The 25,876-nt window shown below is 46.4% G+C and carries 26 protein-coding genes; 3 read left to right on the top strand and 23 right to left on the bottom strand.

The genetic code is table 11. From position 1 onward, the window contains the following. Position 1: 1 nt before the first annotated feature. From Q7A_RS13080 to Q7A_RS13000, 17 genes are read right to left on the bottom strand one after another with little or no spacing between them, the layout of a single operon-like run. Positions 2-1,039 (bottom strand): protein-glutamate methylesterase/protein-glutamine glutaminase, encoded by a 1,038-nt coding sequence (locus Q7A_RS13080; protein WP_014708087.1) that lies wholly within the window; start codon positions 1,037-1,039, stop codon positions 2-4. An 8-nt stretch (positions 1,040-1,047) separates the two neighbouring features. Beyond that, complete coding sequence (locus tag Q7A_RS13075) at positions 1,048-3,033, bottom strand: chemotaxis protein CheA (protein ID WP_014708086.1); 1,986 nt, start codon at positions 3,031-3,033, stop codon at positions 1,048-1,050. Between the two features lie 12 nt (positions 3,034-3,045). Beyond that, a complete protein-coding gene (locus Q7A_RS13070) occupies positions 3,046-3,789 on the bottom strand; it encodes a protein phosphatase CheZ (protein WP_014708085.1) in 744 nt (247 codons plus the stop codon). Between the two features lie 18 nt (positions 3,790-3,807). Continuing rightward, positions 3,808-4,185, bottom strand: coding sequence for a chemotaxis response regulator CheY (gene cheY, locus Q7A_RS13065; RefSeq protein ID WP_014708084.1), 378 nt, complete (start codon positions 4,183-4,185; stop codon positions 3,808-3,810). Between the two features lie 28 nt (positions 4,186-4,213). Further along, positions 4,214-4,927, bottom strand: a complete 714-nt coding sequence (locus tag Q7A_RS13060; protein ID WP_014708083.1) for an RNA polymerase sigma factor FliA — start codon at positions 4,925-4,927, stop codon at positions 4,214-4,216. A gap of 16 nt (positions 4,928-4,943) precedes the next feature. Continuing rightward, entirely contained in the window at positions 4,944-5,816 is an 873-nt protein-coding gene (locus Q7A_RS13055; protein WP_014708082.1) for a MinD/ParA family protein, read from the bottom strand. Then, the gene (flhF, locus tag Q7A_RS13050; protein WP_014708081.1) at positions 5,809-7,011 is read right to left on the bottom strand and encodes a flagellar biosynthesis protein FlhF; all 1,203 of its coding nucleotides are present in this window, start codon (positions 7,009-7,011) and stop codon (positions 5,809-5,811) included. The genes Q7A_RS13055 and flhF overlap by 8 nt, the downstream gene beginning before the upstream one ends. A 15-nt stretch (positions 7,012-7,026) precedes the next feature. Continuing rightward, complete coding sequence (gene flhA / locus Q7A_RS13045) at positions 7,027-9,105, bottom strand: flagellar biosynthesis protein FlhA (protein WP_014708080.1); 2,079 nt, start codon at positions 9,103-9,105, stop codon at positions 7,027-7,029. 3 nt (positions 9,106-9,108) lie between these two features. After that, complete coding sequence (gene flhB / locus Q7A_RS13040) at positions 9,109-10,248, bottom strand: flagellar biosynthesis protein FlhB (protein ID WP_014708079.1); 1,140 nt, start codon at positions 10,246-10,248, stop codon at positions 9,109-9,111. Then, positions 10,241-11,023, bottom strand: a complete 783-nt coding sequence (gene fliR, locus Q7A_RS13035; protein ID WP_014708078.1) for a flagellar biosynthetic protein FliR — start codon at positions 11,021-11,023, stop codon at positions 10,241-10,243. The genes flhB and fliR overlap by 8 nt, the downstream gene beginning before the upstream one ends. A 2-nt stretch (positions 11,024-11,025) precedes the next feature. Further along, on the bottom strand, positions 11,026-11,295 hold the full coding sequence (gene fliQ, locus Q7A_RS13030) for a flagellar biosynthesis protein FliQ (protein WP_014708077.1): 270 nt from the start codon (positions 11,293-11,295) through the stop codon (positions 11,026-11,028). A 2-nt stretch (positions 11,296-11,297) separates the two neighbouring features. Then, a complete protein-coding gene (gene fliP, locus Q7A_RS13025; RefSeq protein WP_014708076.1) occupies positions 11,298-12,035 on the bottom strand; it encodes a flagellar type III secretion system pore protein FliP in 738 nt (245 codons plus the stop codon). Next, the gene (fliO, locus tag Q7A_RS13020) at positions 12,035-12,457 is read right to left on the bottom strand and encodes a flagellar biosynthetic protein FliO (RefSeq protein WP_014708075.1); all 423 of its coding nucleotides are present in this window, start codon (positions 12,455-12,457) and stop codon (positions 12,035-12,037) included. The genes fliP and fliO overlap by 1 nt, the downstream gene beginning before the upstream one ends. Then, positions 12,454-12,912 (bottom strand): flagellar motor switch protein FliN, encoded by a 459-nt coding sequence (fliN, locus tag Q7A_RS13015; protein WP_014708074.1) that lies wholly within the window; start codon positions 12,910-12,912, stop codon positions 12,454-12,456. Before fliN ends, fliO begins: the two co-directional genes overlap by 4 nt. Further along, positions 12,909-13,931, bottom strand: coding sequence for a flagellar motor switch protein FliM (fliM, locus tag Q7A_RS13010; RefSeq protein WP_014708073.1), 1,023 nt, complete (start codon positions 13,929-13,931; stop codon positions 12,909-12,911). The genes fliN and fliM overlap by 4 nt, the downstream gene beginning before the upstream one ends. Positions 13,932-13,933: 2 nt before the next feature. Continuing rightward, positions 13,934-14,443: a flagellar basal body-associated FliL family protein gene (locus Q7A_RS13005; RefSeq protein ID WP_014708072.1), complete on the bottom strand. Its 510-nt coding sequence runs from the start codon at positions 14,441-14,443 to the stop codon at positions 13,934-13,936. Positions 14,444-14,492: 49 nt separating this feature from the next. Further along, positions 14,493-14,900: a flagellar basal body-associated FliL family protein gene (locus Q7A_RS13000; protein WP_014708071.1), complete on the bottom strand. Its 408-nt coding sequence runs from the start codon at positions 14,898-14,900 to the stop codon at positions 14,493-14,495. A gap of 85 nt (positions 14,901-14,985) precedes the next feature. Between Q7A_RS13000 and asd the strand changes: the two genes are divergently transcribed. Beyond that, the gene (gene asd / locus Q7A_RS12995; RefSeq protein WP_238595917.1) at positions 14,986-15,876 is read left to right on the top strand and encodes an archaetidylserine decarboxylase; all 891 of its coding nucleotides are present in this window, start codon (positions 14,986-14,988) and stop codon (positions 15,874-15,876) included. Between the two features lie 73 nt (positions 15,877-15,949). Here the strand turns inward: asd and zwf are convergent, their stop codons facing one another. Further along, the gene (gene zwf, locus Q7A_RS12990) at positions 15,950-17,419 is read right to left on the bottom strand and encodes a glucose-6-phosphate dehydrogenase (RefSeq protein ID WP_014708069.1); all 1,470 of its coding nucleotides are present in this window, start codon (positions 17,417-17,419) and stop codon (positions 15,950-15,952) included. A gap of 78 nt (positions 17,420-17,497) precedes the next feature. Here zwf and glgA point away from each other — a divergent pair, with 78 nt between their 5' ends. Both glgA and ppc read left to right on the top strand, forming a co-directional pair. Next, on the top strand, positions 17,498-18,964 hold the full coding sequence (gene glgA, locus Q7A_RS12985) for a glycogen synthase GlgA (RefSeq protein WP_014708068.1): 1,467 nt from the start codon (positions 17,498-17,500) through the stop codon (positions 18,962-18,964). Then, positions 18,961-21,804 carry a phosphoenolpyruvate carboxylase gene (gene ppc, locus Q7A_RS12980; protein ID WP_014708067.1) on the top strand — a complete coding sequence of 948 codons (2,844 nt, stop codon included), beginning with the start codon at positions 18,961-18,963 and terminating at the stop codon, positions 21,802-21,804. Before glgA ends, ppc begins: the two co-directional genes overlap by 4 nt. Here the strand turns inward: ppc and Q7A_RS12975 are convergent. From Q7A_RS12975 to Q7A_RS12955, 5 genes are all read right to left on the bottom strand, one after another. Continuing rightward, complete coding sequence (locus tag Q7A_RS12975; RefSeq protein ID WP_089418547.1) at positions 21,801-23,021, bottom strand: DEAD/DEAH box helicase; 1,221 nt, start codon at positions 23,019-23,021, stop codon at positions 21,801-21,803. The two genes, ppc and Q7A_RS12975, sit on opposite strands and share 4 nt — an antisense overlap. A gap of 98 nt (positions 23,022-23,119) precedes the next feature. Beyond that, on the bottom strand, positions 23,120-23,992 hold the full coding sequence (locus tag Q7A_RS12970; protein WP_014708064.1) for an EamA family transporter: 873 nt from the start codon (positions 23,990-23,992) through the stop codon (positions 23,120-23,122). Continuing rightward, positions 23,992-24,525, bottom strand: coding sequence for a DUF411 domain-containing protein (locus Q7A_RS12965; RefSeq protein ID WP_014708063.1), 534 nt, complete (start codon positions 24,523-24,525; stop codon positions 23,992-23,994). Before Q7A_RS12965 ends, Q7A_RS12970 begins: the two co-directional genes overlap by 1 nt. After that, entirely contained in the window at positions 24,512-24,763 is a 252-nt protein-coding gene (locus tag Q7A_RS12960) for a hypothetical protein (protein WP_014708062.1), read from the bottom strand. The genes Q7A_RS12965 and Q7A_RS12960 overlap by 14 nt, the downstream gene beginning before the upstream one ends. 2 nt (positions 24,764-24,765) lie before the next feature. Beyond that, positions 24,766-25,863 (bottom strand): TRAP transporter substrate-binding protein, encoded by a 1,098-nt coding sequence (locus Q7A_RS12955; RefSeq protein WP_014708061.1) that lies wholly within the window; start codon positions 25,861-25,863, stop codon positions 24,766-24,768. Positions 25,864-25,876 lie beyond the last annotated feature (13 nt).

Here is a 25,876-nt window from a genome sequence, read left to right as displayed (position 1 = left end):
CTTATTTAAGTGCCGTCAGTAGTTTGCCGATTTCAGCTAGGCTAAGAATTTTATCAGCTACACCTGCCTTGGCGACGGCCATTGGCATACCATATATGGTACTGGACTGTTGATCCTGAGCCCACACGGTTGAGCCTTTCTGATGCATTTTTATTGCCCCATCACAACCATCAGCCCCCATACCGGTGAGGATTACCGTCAAGGTCTGTGCTGGGCAAATCTGAGCAACTGATTCCAGTGTGACATCAATACAGGGGCGATATGTGGCATTTTCGGCACCAGCCTCAACCTGCAGATAAAGCTGTCCTCGACGACCTTTAAGCAGTAATTGTTGTCCGCCTGGAGCAAGGTAAGCTACTCCCGGTTTTAATGAATCATTTTGCTGAGCTTCTTTAATTTTGATCCGGCACTGTGAATTCAACCGTTCAGCAAAGGAGGGGGTGAATGTCGCAGGCATATGTTGCAATAGAAGGATCGGAAACGGAAATTCCGCTGGTAGTTGAGACAGTACATTCTGCAAGGCCACCGGACCACCGGTTGATGTGCCGATAACCACCAGTTCAATTTTTTGCTTCTCAGGTGGTGTTCCGCTTACTGGTGGTGCTGATGTTTTGATGATGGATTTATGTTTTTCAGGATTTGAGTGCGTCGCTAGAAAATTAATACGGTCACATAATTTTTGCCGAGCACTGGCTTTGTCCTGAGCCAGATCCTCAAACCGTTTTGGCAGAAAGTCCATAGCCCCGGCATCTAATGCCTCTAGTGTGGCCTTGGCGCCATCCGTGGTCCAGGTGGAAAGCATGAGTACTGGAGTAGGACGGCGGCGCATGATTTTTTTAACTGCTCCAATGCCATCCAGTAAAGGCATTTCCAAATCCATGGTAATAACATCGGGTCTGTAGCGAGATACCAGTTCGACGGCTTCCACTCCATCAGCGGCACTGGCGATAACTTCAAGCCGTGGATCGGCATTAATAATTTCAGTCAGTCGCCGGCGGAAAAATGCTGAATCATCAACAATCAGTACCTTAACAGTCACAAATATCCTTAATAATTTCGATGTGCGTAGGTATTCATTAACTCTGGAAAATCAAGAATCAGTGCAATACGTCCATCTCCCGTTATGGTCGCTCCTGCAAAGCCTTTGGTGCCATGTAGCAAGGCGCCAAGGGGTTTAATAACCACTTCCTCCTGTCCAATTAACTGGTCAACAACGAACCCCACTTTCCGTGTACCGACATTGACAATAACGACGTGTTCTGTCGTTGCTTTAGGGTCTGCAGTATTATTTTTATTGAGCCATTTACGTAAATAAAATAATGGAAGTGCTTTATTTCTTACAATAACTGTTTGTTGACCATCAACGGTATTGGTTTTATTCAGATCCAGATTAAAAATTTCATTCACGCTGACCAGAGGAAATGCAAATATTTGATTGCCGAGCATCACCATCAAGGTGGGCATGATCGCCAGAGTTAATGGAACTTTGATTGAAAGAGTTGTGCCTTTGCCTATTTCCGATTGAATATCAATGACACCATTGAGTTTGGAGATACTGGTCTTGACCACGTCCATACCGACACCGCGACCGGAGATATCAGAAATATCCTGTTTCATCGAAAAGCCTGGTGCAAATATCAATGCAAAACATTCCGATTCGGTCAGACGTGAGGCAGCTTCTTCATCCATCATGCCTTTTTCAACGGCTTTGCGGCGTAATACTTCAGGGTTCATTCCGGCACCATCATCTGAAATAGTCAACAGAATATGGTCACCTTCCTGAGCAGCGGCGAGCACGATTTGTCCTTGTTTCGGTTTGCCTGCAGCTTCACGGGCATCGGGCATTTCAACACCATGATCGACTGCATTACGAACCAGATGCACCAACGGATCGGCCAGAGCTTCTACCAAATTTTTATCCAAATCAGTTTCTTCGCCGCGTAATTCAAGATTGATGTCTTTTTTCAGGCTGCGAGCCAAATCACGTACCACACGAGGGAAGCGGCCGAATACCTTTTTGATCGGTTGCATTCGCGTTTTCATGACCGCGGTTTGCAGGTCACCGGTCACTACGGCCAGATTATTAACGGCTTTGGCCATTTCCTCATTTTCAAAGGCCGCTTCAAGCGTATTAATACGATTTCGCACCAGAACCAGTTCGCCTACCATATTCATGATGTCGTCCAGTCGGGACGTATCGACGCGTACACTGGTCTCTGCTGGAGCTTTCGCTGCTTGCGGTGCAGCTGCAGCAGCTGCTGGTTTTACCGCTGTTACCACATCCTCATCGTCAGCAGTTTTCGGTGAAGATTCAGGTTCTGCGGGACTGACAGGTTTAGCGGCTTCGGCAGCAGGTTTTACTGCGGGCGGAGGCGTGGTTTTAGGCGCTGGTTTCTTTCCCTGTAATTCATCCAGAAGTGCTTCAAATTCTTCTTCTGAGATTTCATCATCACCAGGGGATTTGGCTGGTTCAGCTTTAGGCGGATCTTCAGGTGGGGTAATGCCCGGAGCTGCATTTCCATGCAATTGGTCCAGTAGTGCCTCAAATTCGTCATCCGTTATGTCATCACTGGCCACATTGTTTTCAGCAGACGGTGGGCTCACTTCTGGTTCAGGCTCTGGTTCTGCAGCAGCAGGCGGCGCTTCACCAGATAAATAAGCTGCCAGTTGATCGATTATGATCGGATCAGCTGCCGTTGGATAGGAGCCGGCTTTGACCTCAGCAAACATACTGTTAAGAATATCCAGTACTTTGAGAAACGTATCCATCATGTCTGCATCAACCAGGCGTTCGCCCTGACGCAGCAGGTTAAATACATCCTCGCCTTTATGACACAGGTTTACCATAGCTTCGAGACTTAAAAATCCAGCGCCACCTTTAATCGTGTGAAAGCCCCGAAAAATGGAGTTAAGTAAATCTTTATCCTGTGGCTGTGTTTCCAGAGCAACCAATTGCTCATTCAAGCCATCCAGTATTTCTTCTGCCTCAACCAGAAAATCCTGCAGAATTTCATCATCTGTATCTAAGGCCATGCTCCTGTCCTTCTAAAAACCAAGACTGGATAACAAATCATCCACATCATCCTGGTTGTTGACCACATTCGGTTTATTTTTAGCATTTATCTGCGGTCCTTCTGCTTTTAATGGATCGACTTGTTTCGTTTCTCCACTTTGCTGAGATTGTCCTGCCACCTTAACCAGTTTTACCAGATTTTTTACCAGATTGTTTTCAACTTCTTCGACCAGTCCAATGACCTGGCGTAAAACTTGTCCGGTTAAGTCCTGAAAGCCCTGTGCCAGCGTCATTTCAGATAAGTTATTGTGGATCTCCCCAGCATGCGTATTCACCACAGGTAAGTAAGCTTCAATTTCCCGGCTCAAATCACGGAATTCTGTTGCTGACATCTCCCGATTTCGAAAGCGTTGCCAGCTTTCATTGAGCTTAGCGGCAGTTTGTTTCAATTCATTAGCCAAAGGCAGGGTTTTATCGATATAACCTAATGTTTTGTGTGCCGCTTCTTCAGTGGTTTGAATAACGTAGTTCAGACGATCCCGGGTATCCGGCATATCGTTGTGCGTCAGATCGACCAGTCGGGCATCTACTTTGAAATTATTTAATGCTTCGTGCAGCTCACGAGTCAATTTGCCAATTTGCTGAAATAATGCACTTTCGCGAGCATTGGTGAGTGCCATTAATTCAGTTTTAATACGATCTTCGTCATCCTGCTCAATCGCATTAATAAGGGCCCGGGCGGCTTCTAGTTGTTCTGCTTTATTCAGAGCTTCCATAAATTCCTTTCCAGCGGATTATTGTGCGTTAATTCGTTCGAATATTTTTTCGATTTTTTCTTTTAATGTTGCAGCGGTGAAGGGTTTAACAATATAACCATTGACGCCAGCCTGGGCAGCTTCAATGATTTGTTCCCGTTTTGTTTCGGCAGTAACCATTAACACGGGTAAAGTCGCTAATTTGGGATCGGCTCGCACAGTTTTGAGCAAGTCAATTCCTTGCATTCCGGGCATATTCCAGTCGGTTACCAGGAAATCGATACCACCTGCGTTTAATATGGGCAGGGCGGTTAAACCATCATCTGCTTCAATGGTGTTATTGAAGCCAAGATCACGTAATAGATTTTTGATAATCCGTCGCATTGTAGAAAAGTCATCCACAATAAGGATTTTCATATTTTTATCCAAGGTATACCTCCCAAAATTACTGCATCCAATCGCGAAGTTTACTACGCAATCTCACCACGGTTTGTGTGTGGATCTGACTAACACGTGACTCACTGACGCCGAGTACTTCACCAATTTCTTTTAAGTTTAATTCTTCATTATAATATAGGCTCATTAATAGCCGCTCACGTTCGGGCAGACCGTCTATCGCTTCTGCAAGAGCGCGTTCAAAATTGTTATTCTCGGTGATTTCAGCGGGGCCGACATCATCACTACCGAAAGAGTCACCATCGGTCAGTTGATTATCCGTCATATCATCCAGACTGAATACCTGGTGTCCTGATGCATCCTGTAATTGCTGGTGGTACTGATCAAGTGTCATTTCCAATGCATCAGCCACCTCTAAATCCATTGGTGAACGGCCAAGTTGCTGTTCTAGCTGGTGCATGACTTCAGCAATTTCACGAGCTTTGCGGTGTACCGAACGCGGTGCCCAATCATTGCGCCGAATTTCATCAAGCATCGCACCACGGATACGAATACCCGCATAGGTTTCGAAGCTGGCGCCCTGGCTGGCTTTATACTGGTGGGAAGCGTCCAGCAGGCCAATCATGCCGGCCTGGATTAAATCATTTACTTCAACAGTGTGGGGTAAGCGGGCCACCAGATGATAAGCGATACGTTTAACCAGGCCGCCATGCTGTTCAATCAGCTGATGCTGAGTGAGTTCCGATATTTGGCTGGAATACATGCTTACTCCAATCATCCTAACCTGCTTCCAGACTGGCCTGTATCAGACGTTCAACAAAGAATTCCATATTTCCCCTCGGTTGTTTGGCGACTGGCCAGTAATCGATTTTTTTTGCCAGATGCTGAAATGCCGTAGCAGATTTACTGCGTGGTAAAAACTCGACCACTGAACGTTGCTTTTTCACTGCCCGACGAAGATCTTCATCAAAAGGCACAATTCCCATAAAATTTAACGTTACATCCAAAAAGCGATCGCAAACCAGTGAGATTTTATCGAATAATTCACGACCTTCCTGAATACTGCGTCCCATATTGGCAATAATATGGAATCGTTCAACCCCATGTTCACGACTCAGTAATTTGATTAATGCATAGGCATCAGTAATTGAGGCAGGTTCATCACAGACAACAACGATGACTTCCTGCGCCGCTTTGGTAAAACTGACGACGCTGTCAGCAATACCTGCTGCGCTGTCGATAAGCAGGATATCAATGTGATCATCCAGTTCACTGAAAGCTTGAATCATACCTGCATGTTCAGCCGGGCTGAGTTCAGCCATTTTCTTTACGCCGGAAGCCGCCGGAATAATCTGTAGTCCTGACGGTCCATCGACCATAATTTCTTTCAGGCTTTTATCTCCCTCCAGAACATGCAATAGATTGAATTGCGGGTGTAAGCCAAGCATCACATCGATATTGGCCAAACCCAGGTCAGCGTCGAGTAGAACGACTTTTTTCCCTTGAGTAGCAAGTGCCACACCAATATTCACTGTCACATTGGTTTTACCCACACCACCTTTACCACTGGCAATAGCGATTACTTTTACCGGCTTCGGAATGTGAGTCATTTTTCGCAGACCACTTGCTTGGTCCAGGGGTGCATCAGCCATAAGCGGCAAAACCTCCGTAACTGGATACTGTATGAGGATCCAGTGCTTGTTGTTCAGATTGCATCAACTCGCTGGCCTGATTCACCAAACTGTTAGGTCGTGCCAGACCGAGATCTTCAGGTACTTGCTGACCATCGCAGATATAGGCCAAAGGCAGTTGATGACGAATTATTGCAGAGATCGCGCCTCCCAGACTGCTGCTTTCATCCGTTTTAGTCAGAATGCATCCGCTTAATTTAAGGTGCGAAAACGCCTTAATGATATCATTCAGAGCAGAATTTTGGGTGGTTGCAGACAGCGTGAGGAAATGTCGGATGCGGGGAGAATGCTGAGTTAACATAGCTATTTTTTGTGTTAATTGCATATCACGCGGATTCATACCTGCAGTATCGATCAGTATAAAGCGCCGATCAAGCATATCGTTCAGTGCTTCACCAAGTTCCTGATGGTTTCGTGCGACACGTAAAGACACTCCCAATATACGGGCATAACTTCGCAGTTGCTCCTGACCGCCGATTCGGTAGCAGTCAGTGGTAATCAGGCCCACTTGGCGTGCACCATGTTTCAATGCACAACGCGCCGCCAGTTTGGCAATGGTCGTGGTTTTACCGACACCAGTCGGCCCGACCAGCGCCATAATGCCGCCTTTTTCAATAATGTCCTGATCTGATAATGGGATCTGCGCAGCCAGTTTGCCTAATGATTGACGCCAGGCAGTTTCCAGATCATCAATTCCCTGACTGGCTGTAACCAATTGTTTCGCGAGTTCAACATCTGTTCCCATGCGCATATGCCGTTGCAAAACCTGCATCTGGGTTGGACTTTGTCTTGCCATATCCTTCCAGGTTAAATCAGATAGCTGGTTTTGCAGCATATCCCGCAGACTGGCAATTTCCTTGCGCATCTGAACCAGAGTGGGTTCCTGCGACCAGATATTTTGTTGTGGGGCAACGTAAGCAGGAGCTTGCGGTTGAACAGGATCGATTTCAATTTTGGGTTCTTCTGTGACGGCTGCGGGACGGGGAACATTATTCTGACGACGGAATTGCGTCTCATCGTAATCTGTAGCCGCCACAATCTCTACGCCACCATCAACGCGAGTATTAGAGAGGATAACGGCATCCGGACCCAGTACTTCACGTACTTCGCGGATAGCCTGACGTACATCTGCCGCCTGGAAACGTTTAATTTTCATCACATCACCTTCTTGTTATCGACCCACATTTGCCACAATGCGTATTTGTTTATCATCTGGTATCTCGTTGTAGGAAAGCACATGCAGTCCTGGAATTGCGTGACGGATAAAACGGGAAATCCAACCCCTTAAACCCGTCTGAACCACCAAAATCGCCGACTCACCCGACATTTCCTGTCGTTGAGCTGCTTCTTGCAGATTTTTATGCATATTCTCTGCGAGTCCCGGTTCCAGACTTGCGTCACCTTCTCCAGATGCCTGTAATGTTTTTAGCAATATCTGTTCCAGCTCTGGATCCAATGTGATGATAGGCAGGTCTGGCTGAGTGCCATTAATGTGCTGCACGATGGAATGGGCCAGCGCCATACGTGTCGCAGCGGTGATTGCCTCAGGATCTGGGTTGCGAGCTGCCTGTTCGGCAATGGCCTCGCTGATGGTGCGGATATCACGAATCGGAATGTTTTCCTGCAGCAGGTTTTGCAGCACTTTTTGCACCGTACCTAATGGGACGGTATCGGGTACCAGACCTTCCACCAGTTTTGGCGCTGTTTTGGCAAGATTGTCCAGCAGGTGCTGAACTTCTTCACGGCCCAGTAAATCATGCGCATGATTCTGCAGGATTTTACTTAGATGTGTAGCAACAACTGTGTCGACATCGACGACGGTATAACCCTGTGCCTGGGCGTGTTCCCGCTGGCTGGGTTCAATCCAGATGGCATCCAGACCAAAGGCGGGGTCCTTGGTACGAATACCCTCTAATTGAGCAAAGACCTGGCCGGGATTGATTGCCAGCATGCGATCCGGATAGACCTCGGCTTCACCAAAGGTCACACCAAATAAGGTGACTTGATACGCGGTGGGTGATAAATCCAGATTATCGCGGATATGCACCGGTGGAATTAAGAAGCCCATTTCCTGTGAAATCTTTTTGCGAATGCCTTTGATGCGATTCATCAATTGACCGCCCTGATTTTTGTCTACCAGTGGGATTAAGCGATAACCGACTTCCAGTCCAATCGGATCAACCGGACTTAAATCATCCCAACTCAGTTCACGTTGCTCTCGATTTGCTTCCTGTTGTGGCGGTGGAGTTGCCGCAAGTGTGGCGGCTTTTTGACGCTGTGCTATCAACCAGGCGCTGCCTGCACCGGCACCGGCTAACAGTAAAAACGGGACATTTGGCATACCGGGAATTAAACCCATTCCGCCGATAATGCCTGAGGTAATGGCCAGGGTTTTGGGTTCTTTCAATAACTGGGAGAAAATCTGCTCACCAATATCCTGATCAGCGGTAGAGCGAGTGACCAGCAAGCCAGCAGCGGCGGCAAGCAGTAATGACGGTATCTGAGCTACCAGACCATCACCTATCGTCAGCAGAGTATAGTTATGTGCTGCGTCAGAAAAGCTCAGGCTATGTTGCAGAACACCAATAACAAAACCACCGATAATATTGATAAACAGAATCAGGATCCCGGCAATCGCATCACCGCGAACAAATTTACTGGCACCATCCATAGAACCGTAAAAATCTGATTCCTGCATGATTTCTTCGCGACGACGGCGGGCTTCATCCTGATCAATCAATCCTGCATTCAAATCAGCATCAATTGCCATTTGTTTACCGGGCATTGAATCCAGGGTAAAACGGGCACTAACTTCAGCAATACGCGTAGCACCTTTGGTGACGACCACGAAGTTGATAATAACCAGAATGGCGAAAACGACCAGACCTACCGCATAGTTACCGCCAATAACAAACTCACCAAATGCTTCGATAACCTGTCCGGCGGCAGCTGTCCCGGTGTGTCCTTCAAGCAGAACAATACGGGTAGAAGCGACATTCAAAGCAAGTCTTAGCAGAGTTGCTAACAGCAGGATGGTTGGGAATGCAGCGAACTGTAAGGGTTTTCTCACATAAACACTGGCCAGGACGATGGTCAGTGATAAGGCGATATTAAAGCTGAATAACATATCCAGCATAAACGCAGGGAGGGGAATGACCACCATGGCCAACAATGCCACCAGGAACATTGGTGTCGCGACATTACCGTTTAACACTCCACCTAAACGGCTTGTCAGGCTTGTATTCTCCATTGACTACTCATCTCGTTTAAATTCATCCGGAATTGGCAAGTCTTCCGTATTGAGATTTGGCTTATTACCGCCCGTATTTTTATAACGTCTCAATTGGAAGACAAACGCCAATATCTGAGCTACTGCAATATATAGACCAGATGGAATTTCCTGACCGATTTCCGTGCTGTAATAAACGGCTCGGGTCAGCGGAGGAGCAGAGATAATGGGCACTTCGTGGTGATCAGCGACCATTCTGATTTGTTGCGCCATCAGATCGGTGCCTTTAGCCAGGACAACAGGGGCGCCAGATTTGGATTGGTCGTAACGCAGAGCCACTGCATAATGAGTCGGGTTGGTAATGATAACGTCGGCTTCGGGTACATCCTGCATCATGCGTTGTTGTGATAACTGGATCTGCATTCTGCGAATTCGGCCTTTGACTTCCGGGCTACCTTCAGTTTCTTTATTTTCGTCTTTAAGTTCCTGTTTTGTCATGCGTAATTGTTTAGTGTGATTCCACAGCTGGAAAGGCACATCAATCAACGCAATCAAAATCAGACTGGCACAGATCGCTAAAAATCCCCAGAGCACAATGAATCCCAGCTCTGTCATGGCCACTTCAACTTCCTGCCGTCCCAGTGTCAATAATCGGTCACGCAGGCTCCACAGAATTAAGGTGCCTATGCTGCCCACAAGTAAAAACTTGCCTAGCGCTTTACCAAGTTCAACCAGACCCTGAGTGCCAAAAATACGCTTAAGACCACGAAGCGGGCTCATCTTTTCCGGTTTGACGCCCATGGCCTGCGTGGAGAAGTTCCAGCCGCCAATCAATGCCGGGGCTGCTAATGCAGCTATCAGCGTAATCGCCAGAAAACTACCGACATCAACAGCCATGATTTTCAAGGCGACAATCAGCTGCTGCGCCATCATATGCGGATCCATGATCAACTTGCGATTCAGCGAAAAGGATTGGGTCATTACCTCGCCGAGACTGCTGACCAGATTTCCACCCACAAACAGCATCGCCACCGCACTGGAAATCAATACCACTACTGTGCTTAATTCCTGGGATCGGGGGACCTGACCCTTCTCCCGTGCTTCATCAAGGCGTTTACCCGAGGGGTCTTCGGTGCGTTCCTGACCGCTATCCTGTTCAGCCATTGTTCAATACCAGCATTCGTGTCATTTGCAGCATTTGATCCGAAAAGTCGACCAGATGATTGCCGACAGCGGGCAGGGTGATATAAATGATCACAAAACCCAACCCGATGGTCAGTGGAAAACCGATAGAAAATGGGCTGATTTGCGGGGCAGCTCGCGACAAAATCCCAAACGCCAGATTGACCATCATTAAAGAGCCAATAGCTGGTAAGGCAATAATAACGCCGGCGGCATACATCCAGCTGGCCAGGCCGGCGATATCACGAAAACTTTCGATTGAAATACCTCCAGCACCAATTGGCAACGTGATAAAGCTCTCCGCCATCACCTGGATCAGCACTAAATGCCCATTAATACTGAGAAACATCAGCGTGATGAAGATTAGATAAAACTGACTGATTACCGGCACCGTAGTGCCATTCTGAGGATCGACCATTGAGGCAAAACCAAGCCCCATCTGCATCGCAATAATCTGACCGGCGACGATGAAGGCATTCATCAATAGTTGCAACATAAACCCCATGCAAATGCCAATCATCACCTCTTGAGCAATAAGCAGGATGCCTTCACCACTGAGCGGCGAGAATACCGGGGTTGGCGTATTGATGGTTGGAACCACCACGAATGTAATGGCCAGAGCAATGATCAGTCTGGTACGAACATTGACAAAATTACTGCTAAAAATCGGTGCAACCATCAGCATGCCGCCAATTCGAAATAGCGGCAGAATATACGCACCGAGCATCGCACTGATTTCTGCGATCGACAGATTCATCGCTAACCTATCAGGTAGGGAATGTTTTCAAACAGTCGAACGGTATAATTGGTGACCAGACTCAACATCCATGGGCCGGCTACCATCAATACCAGAATCGTCACCAGCAATTTCGGAATGAAACTTAACGTCTGTTCATTGATAGAGGTAGCCGCCTGAAACATGCTCACTATCAAACCGGCGATTAATGCCGGAATTAATATCACAATAATCAGCAAAGTAATCACTTCGAGAGTTTGCTGCATGACAGTTAAGACGGTTTCAGGAGTCATGGCTAGATATAAAAGCTGGAAGCCAGCGTTCCCATTAACAATGCCCAGCCATCAATCAACACAAATAACATCAGTTTAAAGGGCAGAGAGATCAACATGGGTGACAACATCATCATACCCATTGCCATCAGAACCGAAGCGACGACCAGGTCAATAATCAAAAATGGTACGAAAATCAAAAAGCCGATTTGAAAAGCAGTTTTTAACTCGCTGGTCACAAAGGCTGGCAGCAGCAGGCTGAAAGGTACGTCGTCAGGGCTTTCAATGGCGGAATAACCACCAATTTCAGCAAATAAAGCAATATCACTTTCTCTGGTCTGAGCCAGCATAAACTCACGAAAGGGTTGACTGACCTGTTCAATAGCAGCAGTAGCTTCGATATCGCCGTCCATATATGGCTGGACGCCATTTTCATAAGCTGTGCTGAACACTGGAGACATGATAAAAAAGGTCAGAAACAGCGCCAGACCAATCATAATCTGATTGGAAGGCGTGGACTGCACGCCCATTGCCTGACGTAAAATCGCCAATACAATAATGATCCGGGTAAATGAGGTCATCATTAACAATGCTGCCGGCAACAGCGTCAGTACCGTCATCAGTGCCAGGATCTGTAAGGTCAGCGAATAACTTTGTGAGCCATCTTCGCCAGTAGACAAGGTCAATGCCGGAATACCGGGCTCGGCTAAAACCAGTCCTGGCAGCAGTATCAGTAATAAAAACAGGCCCATGCTACGCATTATTTATTGCCCCGTTGCTGCATCATCTGTTTCAGCCGATCAGCAAATGACTCACCCTCAGCGGGTTGGGAAATTTCACGAATAGGAAGAGGTTCGGATAGCGTATGCAAAGTGCTGATATGTTGAGCAGTGACACCAATTAAAAGCTGTTGTTCACCCACTTGTATCAACACAGCTTTTTCCCGCGTACCCAAAGAGAGCGAGCCTAAAACCTTTAACTGGCCATTATGAGCTGCATGAAAAAATTGACTGCGTTTAAGCATCCAGCCTAAAAACACAATTATCGCCAGCACCACAACCAAACCAAAAATCGTCTGTAAGAGCGTACTGGCATTGACCGGTGTGGAACTCATGGTTTCCGCGTTGACCAATAGTGGAAACAACGCAACAGAGTTCACCGAAATGACTTGCCAATATTTCATCGCAGTTTTTTAATCCGCTCTGCGGCGCTGATAACATCGGTTAAACGTATACCGAATTTGTCGTTCACCACGACTACCTCACCATGGGCAATCAAGGTGTCGTTTACTAATACGTCCATCGGTTCGCCCGCCAGCCGATCCAGTTCAACTACCGAACCCTGACTTAATTGCAGTAAATTACGGATGCTGATTCGAGTACGGCCAATTTCCATAGAAATGGTCACCGGAATATCCAGAACCATGTCCAGATCTACATCGGTACGTGGTTTACCTTCATCATCCAGTTTATTCAGTGGAGCAGGGCTGGGCTGGGCCGCTGAGGATTCAGCATCGGCCTGCTCTTCAAGCGCCGCTGCCCAGTCATCCTGGCCGCTATCGTCATCGACCTGTTCTTCAAGTGCAGCCGCCCATTCGTCAGCCAGATCCTGATCGGATTGTTTTGTATCTTCACTCATGATTTTTTAGCCTTTGTCAGCTGGTAACTCGGTGTATTGTCTTTGGGATGTTCAATAATTGAGGTGATTTTCAACGCTGCTTTTTCATTATGCTCACCATAGCTTGCACGGAATATCGGGATATTTTCTACCATTGTGGTCACCGTTTTGGGCATGCTGATAGGAATAATGTCACCCACTTTTAAAGAACGGACGGCTTCCAATGTAAGTTTGGTTTGTGCCAGTGTTGCAGATAAGGTGACATCCGCTAGCATCAGCTCTTCACGCATGGATTTGGCCCAGCGACCATCATCAGCCGAGCGATCACTTTGCAGGCCGGTATCGAGTAACTCGCAAATCGGTTCCAGCATCGAGTAGGGCAAGGTGATATGTAAATCACCGCCGCCGCCATCCAGTTCAATGTGGAAAGTCGAAATGACCACCACTTCGCTGGGACTGACAATATTGGCAAATTGTGGATTTACTTCATGACTGACAAATTCAAATTGAACCGGCATCACTGGTGACCAGGCTTCGGTTAAGTCGGTAAAACACAAATTCAGCACCATTCGAATGACGCGTAACTCGGTTGCAGTGAATTCCCGGCCTTCTATACGTGCCTGAAACCGGCCTTCACCGCCAAAGTAATTATCCAGAATGGTAAACACCAATTTGGGTTCAAAGACGATAAGTCCGGTGCCACGTAATGGTTGTAGCTGAATCAGATTCAGACTGGTCGGAACAAACAATGTATGAACGTATTCAGAGAACTTCATCACCTGAACGCCACCCACCGAAATCTCAGCGGACCGGCGCAGCATATTAAACAGATTAATTCGTAAATAGCGGGCGAAACGTTCGTTGATCATTTCCAGCGTCGGCATGCGACCACGAATAATGCGTTCTTCGTTACCGAAGTCATAACGCCGTGGTTTGCCGAATTCATCCAGCTCAGGCTTTTCCTGCTGAATATCATCACCGCCAAGACCATTTAGCAGTGCGTCGACTTCATCCTGTGACAATATATCGTGAACGGCCATAACTATTGCATTACCAAACTGGTGAAATAAACCGCTTCAAGCCCGGTGATATCACTATCCTGCTGTTTAAGGAAACTATTAATGGTTTCCAGTGATTCCTGCTGTAAAGCCTGTGTGCCCTCAGTCGTACTGAGATCGTCATAATTTTGACTGTAAAACAACATCAGCAATTCATGAACCAGTGCGGGTTCATGTAAAGCAAACAGATCAATGGATGCCTGATCACGTGCCATCACTTTCATCTTGATTTGCAGATAGCGGACCCTATCATTGCTTTGCTCTGAGAAATTGACAATAAAGGGGGCTGTCACTTCATGATAAACCGGAGTGGCTTTCTCTACAGCTACCTCGGCATCCTCTGTTGACTCATCCGAGGCTGCATCTTTAGACAGCCACCAGTAAACACCTGCACCTATGACAGATAACAGCACTACAATCCCAATAATCATGATGATTTTGGTTTTTTTGCTCATGCCTTGTTTGAGTTCGATATCTTTTTGTATTTCAGCCATGTTGTCTATGTCCTATCGATAAATTGTTCAAAGCAAATACCGTGCCTGTTCATTGCCATAGAAAGGTATTGAAATACACTGCTTCAAGATTACTGTTACCTGTTTCTTCTTCAAAAATAGCCTTGAGTCGTTCATAGGCTTCATCTTGGAGCTGGCTGCGGCCTTCGAGACTTTTGACTGTTTGCATGTCCTGTTCAGCGAAGAGGATTCGCAGCGTATCCTGAATCATTGGCAGGTTGCTTTCAGCACTGGTCAGAATGGCAGGATCGCTTGATTTTAACGCTACCTTGATCTGCAGATATCGCGCCTGCTCATCACTTTGTCGTAAAAAATTAATGGTAAAGGGCTCATCAATAACGTAATACAACGATTGATTCGGCTGGCCACCACCCGCATAACTTACAAAGCTGGTAAAACTGAGTAATACGACTGTTAATGCGTTCAGCAGATTTTTCATGACTTGGTATACTCCTTTGCGGAATAAGCTGGTTAGATAAGCGACTGATTATGACAAGCTTGAGTAACACGTGAAAGGGGAAAAATTGTCTAATAATGAACCAAAACAAACTCGGGTATCGGGAACAAGCAAAAAAGATTTCTGGCTGACCCTACCTCAGTACTGTTTGCCGCAACACTTATTATCACGACTGATGCACCGAATCTGTCGATTAACCATACCCTGGTTCAAGAATCGAATAATCTCAATCATTATTCGCCAGTACAAGGTGGATATGACGGAAGCGGTAAATCCAGATATTAATTCGTATCAACATTTCAATGCTTTTTTTACCCGAAAAATCAAAGCCGAAACCAGACCAATTGCTGTTGGTAATGATGTGATTGTGTCACCAGTTGATGGCTGTATCAGTCAATTAGGTTTTATTGAAAAAGGTAGAATTGTACAGGCCAAAGGCCATGATTATTCAACATTGGAGCTATTAGGTGGCGATCCAGCATTAGCGGCACAGTTTGATGGTGGACAATTTGCGACAATTTATCTGTCGCCGCGTGATTATCATCGAATCCATATGCCTGTGTCAGGAAAGCTGATGCGTATGCGTTATATACCGGGTAAATTATTTTCGGTTAATCCACTTACTGTTCGCGGTGTACCGCGATTGTTTGCCAGAAATGAACGGGTTGTCACGGTTTTTGAAACAGATTCTGGACCGATGGCTTTAATTCTGGTTGGCGCTATTTTTGTTGGCAGTATGGAAACGGTATGGCATGAAGGAGAGATCACTCCTCCGTATACCAAAGGTATTCTCGATTGGCATTATGCTGATGCTCATATTCGTCTTAATAAAGGCGAAGAAATGGGGCGTTTTAATATGGGGTCAACCGTGGTTTTATTACTTCCACCGGATGCACCAACCTGGACAGATAAATGGAAAGCTGAGATGAAGATAAAACTCGGTCAGGCATTAACCTGACAGGTTTAGTTGTTTAATCTAATGACCCAAAAAAACCGGACGACGTCCGGTTTTTTTGGTTAGCATTCAAAAGCTAGACATTATTGCGCCATGCGTGACATGGATTGTCCTGCAGTCGTTTAACTTCTTCAGGACCCCAGGTACCCGCTTTGTAGGTATGTACAAAATTCTGCTCTTCAGCCCATTTTTCTAGAATCGGATCAACGACTTTCCAGGCCAGATTGACTTCATCGGCACGCAGAAACAATGAACGATCTCCTTGAATGGCATCCAGAATCAAGGCTTCATAAGCGTCAAGCTTGTGTTTGATATCATCTGTTTCCATTGTTTCCAGACCAACAGTATGCGCTTTCATTTCCAGACCGGGTTGTTTGGCCTGTAACTCGATACGTAACGTATTGTCTGGTTGCAGACCCATGACAATCCAGTTGGCATGGCTGTCACCTACTTTGGTGTCCTTGAATAATTCCAATGGTGGTTTTTTAAAGCGGATAGCGATCATCGCTTTGGATTCCGGCATACATTTACCGGTACGTAAATAGAAAGGCACACCATGCCAGCGCCAGTTATCAATATAGACTTTCATCGCAGCATAAGTTTCGGTCACACTGCCTGCTGGTGCATCATCTTCTTCCAGATAACCTTTGACCGGTTTGCCATTGATTTCACCTGCCGCATATTGGCCGCGGAAAGCATGTTGATCAACAATATCTTTCGTGATTGGACGAATTGATTTCAGCACTTTTACCTTTTCATCGCGTAATGATTCATCATCCATATCTGCCGGTGGTTCCATTGCGACCAATGCCATCACTTGCAATAAGTGACTTTGAATCATGTCACGTAAAGCGCCTGAACCATCATAGTAGCCAGCGCGACCACCAACCCCTTGCTGCTCGGCATGGGTGATTTGCACGTGATCGATGTATTTATGATTCCACAATGGTTCTAACAACAAATTGGCAAAACGGAAAACAAAAATATTCTGAACCGTGCCTTTACCCAGGTAATGATCAATCCGGTAAGTCTGTTCTTCAGTAAAGTTTTTGCGCAGGATACGTTCCAGTTCAGCAGCACTTTTCTGATCATAACCAAACGGTTTTTCGACCACCAGATGACGCCAGCCATCAGTTTCCTGATTTAACCCAACGGCAGAAAGCTGATCGCCCACTACGCTGAACAGAGAAGGACTGATTGAGAGATAAAAAACAATATTTTGAGAGAAATTATTTTCAGGAGTAGTAATCAGTTCTTTCAGTTCAAGATAGCTGGATGCTTCGTTGATATCACATTTGAAATAATGCACTTTCTCTAAAAAGGTTTGCAGTAGAGCATTATCAATACCACCACGAACTCGAGGAGTAACGTATTCTGTGACCAGATCCTGCCATTCCTGCTGGGTGCTTTCTTTGCGGCCCATACAGATGATGCGAGTGTCTTCTGTCAGACGATTTTCCGCTTGAAGGTGATACAAGGCCGGAAGCAGTTTTTTCTGGGATAGATCGCCGGTGGCGCCGAAGATAACAATAGTACAAGGTTGCATGGTTTCTCCCGTTACAAGGCTGTGACTATGCCTTTGAGCGTATATAATTGGGTAATTGTACAATTTTGGGAGAGCATAGTGCGAAAAATTCTGTTTGCCAGCAGTGAAGTGCATCCGTTGATAAAAACTGGTGGGTTGGCGGATGTCTCAGCCAGTCTGCCATTGGCCCTTTCACAGATGCAGCAGGATATTCGTATTATCATGCCGGCATATCGTGCCACACTGCAGCAATTAGGCGAATGTCCGCTGATTGCCACGGTAAAACTGGAGGGCTATCATCAGCCTATCCATCTTTTGCAAGCACAATTACCGGAGAGTGATGTTGCCGTTTTGCTGGTGGATTCTCCTGAACATTTTGATCGTGATGGCGGACCTTATTGCGATACACAAGGGGGAGACTGGGCAGATAATGCGGCGCGTTTTGCGTTATTTTGCCGCGCAGTTGTAGCAGTAGCCACTAATCAGGCAGGATTAGACTGGCAACCTGATGTAGTGCACTGTAATGACTGGCAGACAGGTCTGATCCCGGCGTTACTCAGTTTGGAAAAGCCGCGCCCGGCTACTGTTTTCACCATTCACAACATGGCCTACCAGGGGGTGTTTTCCCGTGAAGTCTTTGAGATGCTCGATTTGCCTGAAGCGTTATGGCAGATTGAGGGCATTGAATTTTACGGCATGATGTCGTTTATGAAAGGTGGCCTGGTTTATGCTGACCACATCACCAGCGTCAGTCCCACCTATGCGCAGGAAATCTGTCATTACGAATACGGTTATGGCCTGGAAGGTTTACTGGCCTTGCGTTCAGAACAATCACGACTCAGTGGTATCGTGAATGGTATTGATACTCAGGAATGGAATCCGCAAACCGATAAATTCATCAGCCATCATTACAGTATTAAAAATCTGCGACCCAAATCGCTCAATAAAAAAGCATTGCAGCAACATTTCTTTCTTCCCGAATCAGCTGAAACATTGATGTTTGGCATGATTAGTCGGCTGGTGTCGCAAAAAGGTGTTGATCTCACGATTGATGCGATTCATCGTCTGCTGGCAGAAGGCAAAGACATCCAATTGGTTTGTCTGGGAAGTGGCGAAGCCGGATTTGAACAGGATTTGCGTGTTCTACGCGCCAGATTTCCTGACAGGGTGGGTATTCAATTTGGTTATGATGAAGCATTGGCGCATAAAATTGAGGCGGGTGTTGATGCGTTTTTGATGCCATCACGATTTGAGCCCTGTGGGTTAAACCAAATGTATAGCCTGCGCTATGGTACGTTACCTGTCGTCAGAAACACCGGTGGCCTGGCCGACACAGTAGTCGATGCTAGCGAAGAAAATCGTAAGCAGATGTTGGCAACAGGCTTTAAATTTACCAAGCCCACTGTCAAGGATTTGTACGATACTCTGTTAAAAGTAAATGAATTATTTTCACATCCCCGGTTATGGCGACGGATGATGCTGACTGCAATGGTGCAGGATTTTAGTTGGATAAATAGCGCGCAAGCCTATTTGCACCTTTATCAGCAATTAGTGGATAACTCATGACAACACGGCAAGTTGATTTCAGTAGCGCTGTGGCGCTTGAATTACTTACGGACAAAGATTTACGTTCACACGTCCGTTTTCTGGTGAATTTATTGGGCGAAGTCATCGCTGAACAGTCCGGGCCTGAGGTTTATCAGGTGATTGAGCAGTTACGCAAAGGATTTATCCGACTGCGTAAGGAAGATGATGTCGAGCTGCGTCAAACTCTCAAGGATAAAATTGAATCGTTGGATGAACTGACATTACGTGAAGTTATCCGCGCTTTTAATCTGTATTTCAGTCTGGTCAACACTGCTGAAGAAGCCTATCACCACCACAATCGACAAATTCAGCTGCGCAACGGCGGAAATCTCTGGCATGGTTCGTTTCTGGATACTCTGACTCAGTTCAAAAATGAAGGAGTGTTAGTCAAACAGTTACAGGATTTGCTGGAAAAACTGGTCTTTATGCCGGTATTTACCGCCCATCCGACAGAATCCAAACGACGCACCGTGATGGAAATGTTACGTCGTGTGTTTTTGCTTGATGAGAAACTGACTGAAGGTCTCATAACACCGTTTGATCAACAGCAGATTCGTAACCAGTTGAAACGTCAAATCCAGCTGCTCTGGTCAACTGATGAAGTAAGAGCGGTTAAACCATCGGTACGCGATGAAATCAAAAACGGCTTGTATTATTTCAATGTCAGTCTGTTTGATGCGGTGCCACGCACTTATCGTAACTTTGAGAATGCTCTGCGACGGGTTTATGGTGATGAACTGGATCCGGAAACACCGATTGTGGTGCCGGATTATTTACGTTTTGGTTCATGGATTGGTGGCGACCGTGATGGCAATCCATTTGTCACTGCACAAACAACGGAAATGGCGATAGCGCTGCAAAAGCGCACGGTAATTCGACGTTATCTGGAAGATGTGACCAAACTCAGTTTTATTCTGACGCAGTCGCAGCCACTCTGCGAGATCAATACTGATCTGGCTACCGATATCGAACAGAGCGAACAACGTTTTGCCGGAGCATTTTCAACCAATCCGCAACGGTTTATTAATGAGCCATACCGACGCAAGCTTTATATGATGCGCTATCGGCTCAAAGATAATCTGGCGGTTCTGGAAGAATTCTTCCGCCCGGATCTGCAAATTGAAAGTCTCGGAGTGGCTTATCATAACGAAGATGAATTTCTGGCAGATTTGTATCTGATACATAAATCACTGGTGGATAATGGTGATATCGCGATAGCTGCCGCGGAACTCACTGATCTGATTCGGCTGGTCAAAACCTTTGGGTTTTATCTTTATAATCTCGATATCCGTCAGGAATCGTCAAAGCATACCGATGCGGTGGGCGAGATATTAGCGCTTACCGGCCTCAATCGCCATTATCTGCAAATGGATGAAGCCGAGCGTCAGACGTTGTTAACGGATTTACTGGCGGCCCCAAGATTGCCAGAAATTTACGGCGATTTGCAGCCAGACTCGCTGGAAATTCTCAATGTATTCAGATTAATCGCCCGACTGCGGGTAGAGGTCAGTGAAAAAGCATTTGGTAATTATGTGATTTCCATGACCCATCAGGCCAGCCATATTCTGGAAGTGATGCTGCTGGCCCGGTTTGCCGACTTAATCGGCCAGGATGAACATGGCTGGTTTTGCCATATCCGGGTAGCACCATTATTCGAAACCATTGAGGATTTGGAACATATCGAGCCGGTAATGTCTGCTTTGCTGGAGAACAGTCAGTACCGCACCTTGCTGAGTACTTCCGGCAATATGCAGGAAGTCATGCTGGGCTATTCGGATTCCTGTAAGGATGGTGGCATTCTGGCATCAGCATGGAATTTATATCAGGCGCAGAAAACCGTCAGTCGACTGTCAGAACAATATGCGATTGGCTGCCGGATGTTTCATGGGCGTGGTGGCACAATCGGCCGTGGCGGTGGCCCGACGCATGATGCGATTCTGGCTCAACCGGTCGATACAGTACACGGTCAGATCAAATTTACCGAACAGGGCGAAGTGCTGTCATTTAAATACGGTAATACTGAAACCGCGGCCTATGAATTAGGTATGGGGGTCTCAGCATTGATTAAAGCCAGCAGGGGACTGGTAACTGATTCGGCTCAGGAAAAACCCGAATACCTTTCTATCATGCAGCAATTGGCACAGTTGGGTGAACAACAATATCGCCAATTGACTGAGCAGACACCCGGCTTTCTCGACTATTTCTACGAAGCCTGTCCAATCAGTGAAATCGGTTTGATGAATATTGGCTCACGGCCTTCACATCGTAAGATCGCCGATCGATCCAAGTCCTCCGTCAGAGCAATTGGCTGGGTGTTTGCCTGGGCACAATCAAGACATACCCTGCCAGGCTGGTATGGAGTTGGCAGTGCGATTGCCACGTGGATTTCTGACGATCCTGAAAGACGTCAAATACTGCAAAAAATGTATTTTGAATGGCCGTTTTTCCGGGCAATGGTCAGTAATACACAGATGTCTCTTTCCAAGGCCGATATGGATATCGCGGCAGAATATGCAGATTTGTGTATCGATAAACTGCAGGCGCAACAGGTACTTTCTGTTATACGTACTGAATATCAGCAAACAGCCAGTCAATTATTACAGCTGACAGGAGCTGAGACGCTAATGGCAGAAAATCCGCAATTAGCCTTGTCTTTACGAAGAAGGCAGGCTTATCTGGATCCTCTGAATCATATCCAATTACTGTTATTGAAACGTTATCGGCATGGCGACTACAGTGATGCGGAAACGGCCAAATGGCGCGATCCGTTGTTGCGCAGCATCAGTGCTATTTCACAGGGAATGCGTAATACCGGTTAATCGTCTTTAACGGCACGATCTTTTTTGGGAATATAACGCGGCTTATCTTCCTTGCTTTTAGAGCGTGCCTTGTTAGCCTTGGCCTTAGGCGCAAGCCCCTTCAATTTACGGATGGGCAAGCCGTGGCCAAGGTGATATTCAATGCGTTCCAGATTTTTTATATCATGCGGTTCGACCAGATTAATCGCTGTGCCATGTTTATCTGCCCGACCGGTACGGCCAATACGATGAATATAGTTATCACCGCGAAATGGCAGATCGTAGTTTATGACATGAGTAATATCCGCTACATCCAGACCCCGGGCAGCAACATCGGTGGCTACCGTGACCTTGATTTGGCCGGCGCGGAATTTACGAATCCGTTCACGGCGTACAGATTGATCAAAATCACCATGTAACAGCTGAGCAGAGATATTCTGTGACTGTAACCAGTCGCAGACTTCTTCAGCACGAATTTTTTTATTACAGAATACTAAGGCGCGTTGGCAGGCCGGTGCGTTGATAAATGCCAGTAATAAAGCCTGTTTATGTTCACGGTTATCAGCCAGGTAAACCTGCTGAGTAACATTCTCTGCCAGTTGATTGGCCGCATTAATATGAATTTCCTGCGGGTCGGTAAGCAATTCGTCAGCAAAAATTCTGACACCACTGCCTGCCAAGGTTGCCGAGAACAGTCCGGCCTGGAATTTGGATTTAATCGCAGCGAGCGCCATCAGCACATCCGGTCCCTGTCCCATATCGAGCATGCGATCGGCTTCGTCAATAATGACCAGTTCAACTGCTGATAAATCGACTGATTCATCATTCACCAGACTTAACAGACGACCGGGCGTAGCGATAATAATGTCGCATTGAGCAGTAGCATGCTGGACCTGTGCCCAGGGCGAGGCACCGCCGGTCAACATGGCGATGGTTGGTTTAAAGGCTTTACCGAGTTGATGAAACACATGCTGGATCTGAAATGCCAGTTCGCGGGTGGGAGCGAGGATCAGAATACGAGCCTGATCGTGTTTATGGCGTTCATCATTGAGGCGTTGCAGGATTGGTAGGATAAAGGCCGCAGTTTTCCCGGTACCGGTAGCGGCACAGGCCAATACGTCCTGACCGGCCAATAATGCTGGGATCGCCAATTGCTGGACCTCAGTCGGTTTTTCAAAACCACTGTCGCGCACAGCAGCAATCAATTCATCATCAAGGAATAAATCGTCAAATGTCATGGTGTTTATCTTATCAGTCGAAAGCGCCTGCGGGATCACAACAGGCAAAGAAGTGGCGGGCAATATAACACACTATGAAAAGTAACTCTGAACAAGCCCTAGGTCGTTAACACCAGCAAACAGCCAGCAATCATCACCACGCAGGCCGCTAATCGGCGAATAATATGTTTTTCATGAAAAATCCGGTAGCCGAGAAACACCTGTAACACCATACTGAGTTGGAATAACGCCAGCGAATAGGCCACCAGTAATTGCGAAAAAATCAGCATGGTGGTGTATTGCATCAAAAAAATAAAACCACCTAGCCACAGAAAATGACTCCGATGTTCTCTGGCTGCTTGCCAATCCATTTGCCAGCGTTTGCCACCAAACCAGTAATACAGACCAATCGATAATGGCAGGCCAAATAAACACCAATACACGGTGGTTGCCAAAGCACCCCCACTCAATACGGCATTTTTAAGCGGCAAGGTGCCAATGGAAAATAACAATATGGATAAAAATCGATATTGCACGCCGCGTTGCATGAATAATTGCGACAGTCGGTTTGCAGATGCTGTTGTAGCGGGTGGGAATAACAAAAAACTGCCAAGCAGAATGATTATAACGCCGCTGAGCCCCTGAAAACTGGGTACTTCGCCCAGAAAGATCAGCGCGAGGATCATTGAAATTACAACTTTATAAGCGTTAAGCGGGCCGAAAACAGATAAATCGGTTTTGGATAATGACAAAACCAGAAATAAGGTGCCCGCCATATCCAGCAGGGCAGCCAGTAAAATATTGATCCAGAAGCTATGATCAATAGCGTTATATTCCACCAGTATTAATAATGGCAGACTGATGCAGGCCAGAACGAGATAGGACAGCATCACAATAAACAGTGAATGCAGACCTTTGTGAGTAAACTGTTTTTGGAAAACGTTAGCCGCGGCGGAGGAAAATACCCGCCCAAGGACGATCAGTAGTTCCATTACTCAGCAGAGTTTAATGGCAGATAATTATTTTCAGCGTTGGTTTGATAAGCATTAAACATCTGGTATTGGGCATCCTGATCAAAACTGAAGACGATAAAATGATCCTTGCGTGAGCCCATTTCCATGCCTGGTGTGCCGACTGGCATCTGCGGAACCGACAAACCTTCGATATGAGCAGGTTGATCGATCAGTAATTGCTTAATATCATCAGCCGGCACATGCCCTTCGATCACATAATCATTAATAACGGCAGTATGACAGGAGGCCATGTTATTGGGCACGCCCAGTTTTTGTTTAATTGTCGCCATATCATTACTGATCTCATCAATCACCTCAAATTGATGTTTTTCGAGATGCTCAATCCATTTATGGCAGCACTGACAATTGGCGTCACGGTATACGGTAATCGTTTGTAGTTTTTCCAATTGTAGACGAGCCTGATCCCATTCGCTGGCGTGGAGAGTAGAGGCTAAAGCCAGACTTAGCAGTAAAGTCAGGCCAAAATTTAGCATTTTATTAAGGGCACTCAATCATAATCTCCTGATCCTGGCTGTTTTTCTCGACATATTCCAAAGCCCACAATGTCGACTTATTATTTTCAACATCAATCATCTGCGGCAATTCAACACAATTGATGCCTTGGCTTTTAAATTGATCGATTTCAGCTTCTGTCAGCAGTTTAGGGTTATGCCAGATCGCCGAAATATCATCACTGATTTCAGCCTGAAAAGCTTCCAGACCCTCACGAGTAAAAATAATAAGTACCATGTTTATGGGATATCCAAATAGGCTTTTTCAGAAATAGTCGCCCAATCTTCATCTTGTTCACGGAAGTTTTTATAGGCTTGATGAACACGATTGAATTTGGGATTGTCAGCAGCTTCTTCTGCCAGAGTCTGTTCAGTAATTTGTTTGAGTGTGTTCAATACATCCGCTGGGAAGGGAACGATATTGATGTCTTCGCGCTCGCGTAACTCTGCCAGTGCAGCCACATTCTTCTGTTCCATTTCAGATGCCATTAACAGATTTTCTGCTTTAGCTGCATTTTCGATAATAGCTTGCAAATCAGGTGGCAATAAATCCCAGGCACGTTTATTGATGCTGAGCTCCAGCACAGCGCCTGGTTCCTGCCAGCCCGGATAATAATAAAATTTGGCTGCGCGATGCAGACCCAGACGCTGATCGTGGTAGGGCGCAATCCACTCAGTGGCGTCAATGGTATTGCGTTCCAGCGCGGTATAAACTTCGCTGCCAGCAAGCAAAATGGGATTACCACCGGCTTTGGCGAAAACTTTGCCTCCTAAGCCGGGGATACGCATTTTTAAGCCTTGCAAATCCTCCATCGAATTGATTTCTTTATTAAACCAACCCCCCATTTGAATGCCGGTATTGCCTAACGGAAAAGGCACAATATTGTAGGGCTCATAGACTTCACGCCATAAATCCAGTCCACCACCATGATATAACCAGGCATTCATGCCTCGTGGGGTCATGCCAAATGGGACGGTAGAGAAAAACTGTGCTTCAGGGACTTTACCTGCCCAGTAATAGGCGCTGCCATGGCCCATTTCAACGGTCCCCTGGGAAACGGCGTCAAAAGTCTGCAAAGCCGGAATCAATTCACCACCGGCAAATACTTTAACCTTGAGGCGACCATTGGACATGGCTTCCAGATTGGCAGCAAAGCGTTCAGCCCCTTCCTGAAGCACTGGGAAACCTGGTGGCCAGGCGGTCACCATTTTCCATCGATAGATTTTACTGGTATCAATTTCTTCTTTGAACGGGCCAGTGTCATCAGGACCACAGGCGGAGAGTAAGCAGATGCTTACCAGCAATGCCACGCGTCGTATAAATACGGATAAATGCATTATCGTTTTCCTG

It is taken from the genome of Methylophaga nitratireducenticrescens (genome assembly GCF_000260985.4).
In the GTDB taxonomy this organism is placed as follows: Bacteria; Pseudomonadota; Gammaproteobacteria; order Nitrosococcales; family Methylophagaceae; genus Methylophaga; species Methylophaga nitratireducenticrescens.
This window is presented reverse-complemented; position numbering and strand designations above follow the sequence as displayed.

Excerpts from the sequence above, each read along its gene's own strand:
- Q7A_RS13075 (WP_014708086.1), bottom strand. The coding sequence starts at position 3,033 with ATGGCCTTAGATACAGATGATGAAATTCTGCAGGATTTTCTGGTTGAG.
- Q7A_RS13070 (WP_014708085.1), bottom strand. The coding sequence starts at position 3,789 with ATGGAAGCTCTGAATAAAGCAGAACAACTAGAAGCCGCCCGGGCCCTT.
- cheY (WP_014708084.1), bottom strand. The coding sequence starts at position 4,185 with ATGAAAATCCTTATTGTGGATGACTTTTCTACAATGCGACGGATTATC.
- Q7A_RS13060 (WP_014708083.1), bottom strand. The coding sequence starts at position 4,927 with ATGTATTCCAGCCAAATATCGGAACTCACTCAGCATCAGCTGATTGAA.
- Q7A_RS13055 (WP_014708082.1), bottom strand. The coding sequence starts at position 5,816 with ATGGCTGATGCACCCCTGGACCAAGCAAGTGGTCTGCGAAAAATGACT.
- flhF (WP_014708081.1), bottom strand. The coding sequence starts at position 7,011 with ATGAAAATTAAACGTTTCCAGGCGGCAGATGTACGTCAGGCTATCCGC.
- flhA (WP_014708080.1), bottom strand. The coding sequence starts at position 9,105 with ATGGAGAATACAAGCCTGACAAGCCGTTTAGGTGGAGTGTTAAACGGT.
- flhB (WP_014708079.1), bottom strand. The coding sequence starts at position 10,248 with ATGGCTGAACAGGATAGCGGTCAGGAACGCACCGAAGACCCCTCGGGT.
- fliR (WP_014708078.1), bottom strand. The coding sequence starts at position 11,023 with ATGAATCTGTCGATCGCAGAAATCAGTGCGATGCTCGGTGCGTATATT.
- fliQ (WP_014708077.1), bottom strand. The coding sequence starts at position 11,295 with ATGACTCCTGAAACCGTCTTAACTGTCATGCAGCAAACTCTCGAAGTG.
- fliP (WP_014708076.1), bottom strand. The coding sequence starts at position 12,035 with ATGCGTAGCATGGGCCTGTTTTTATTACTGATACTGCTGCCAGGACTG.
- fliO (WP_014708075.1), bottom strand. The coding sequence starts at position 12,457 with ATGAAATATTGGCAAGTCATTTCGGTGAACTCTGTTGCGTTGTTTCCA.
- fliN (WP_014708074.1), bottom strand. The coding sequence starts at position 12,912 with ATGAGTGAAGATACAAAACAATCCGATCAGGATCTGGCTGACGAATGG.
- fliM (WP_014708073.1), bottom strand. The coding sequence starts at position 13,931 with ATGGCCGTTCACGATATATTGTCACAGGATGAAGTCGACGCACTGCTA.
- Q7A_RS13005 (WP_014708072.1), bottom strand. The coding sequence starts at position 14,443 with ATGGCTGAAATACAAAAAGATATCGAACTCAAACAAGGCATGAGCAAA.
- Q7A_RS13000 (WP_014708071.1), bottom strand. The coding sequence starts at position 14,900 with ATGAAAAATCTGCTGAACGCATTAACAGTCGTATTACTCAGTTTTACC.
- zwf (WP_014708069.1), bottom strand. The coding sequence starts at position 17,419 with ATGCAACCTTGTACTATTGTTATCTTCGGCGCCACCGGCGATCTATCC.
- ppc (WP_014708067.1), top strand. The coding sequence starts at position 18,961 with ATGACAACACGGCAAGTTGATTTCAGTAGCGCTGTGGCGCTTGAATTA.
- Q7A_RS12975 (WP_089418547.1), bottom strand. The coding sequence starts at position 23,021 with ATGACATTTGACGATTTATTCCTTGATGATGAATTGATTGCTGCTGTG.
- Q7A_RS12970 (WP_014708064.1), bottom strand. The coding sequence starts at position 23,992 with ATGGAACTACTGATCGTCCTTGGGCGGGTATTTTCCTCCGCCGCGGCT.
- Q7A_RS12960 (WP_014708062.1), bottom strand. The coding sequence starts at position 24,763 with ATGGTACTTATTATTTTTACTCGTGAGGGTCTGGAAGCTTTTCAGGCT.
- Q7A_RS12955 (WP_014708061.1), bottom strand. The coding sequence starts at position 25,863 with ATGCATTTATCCGTATTTATACGACGCGTGGCATTGCTGGTAAGCATC.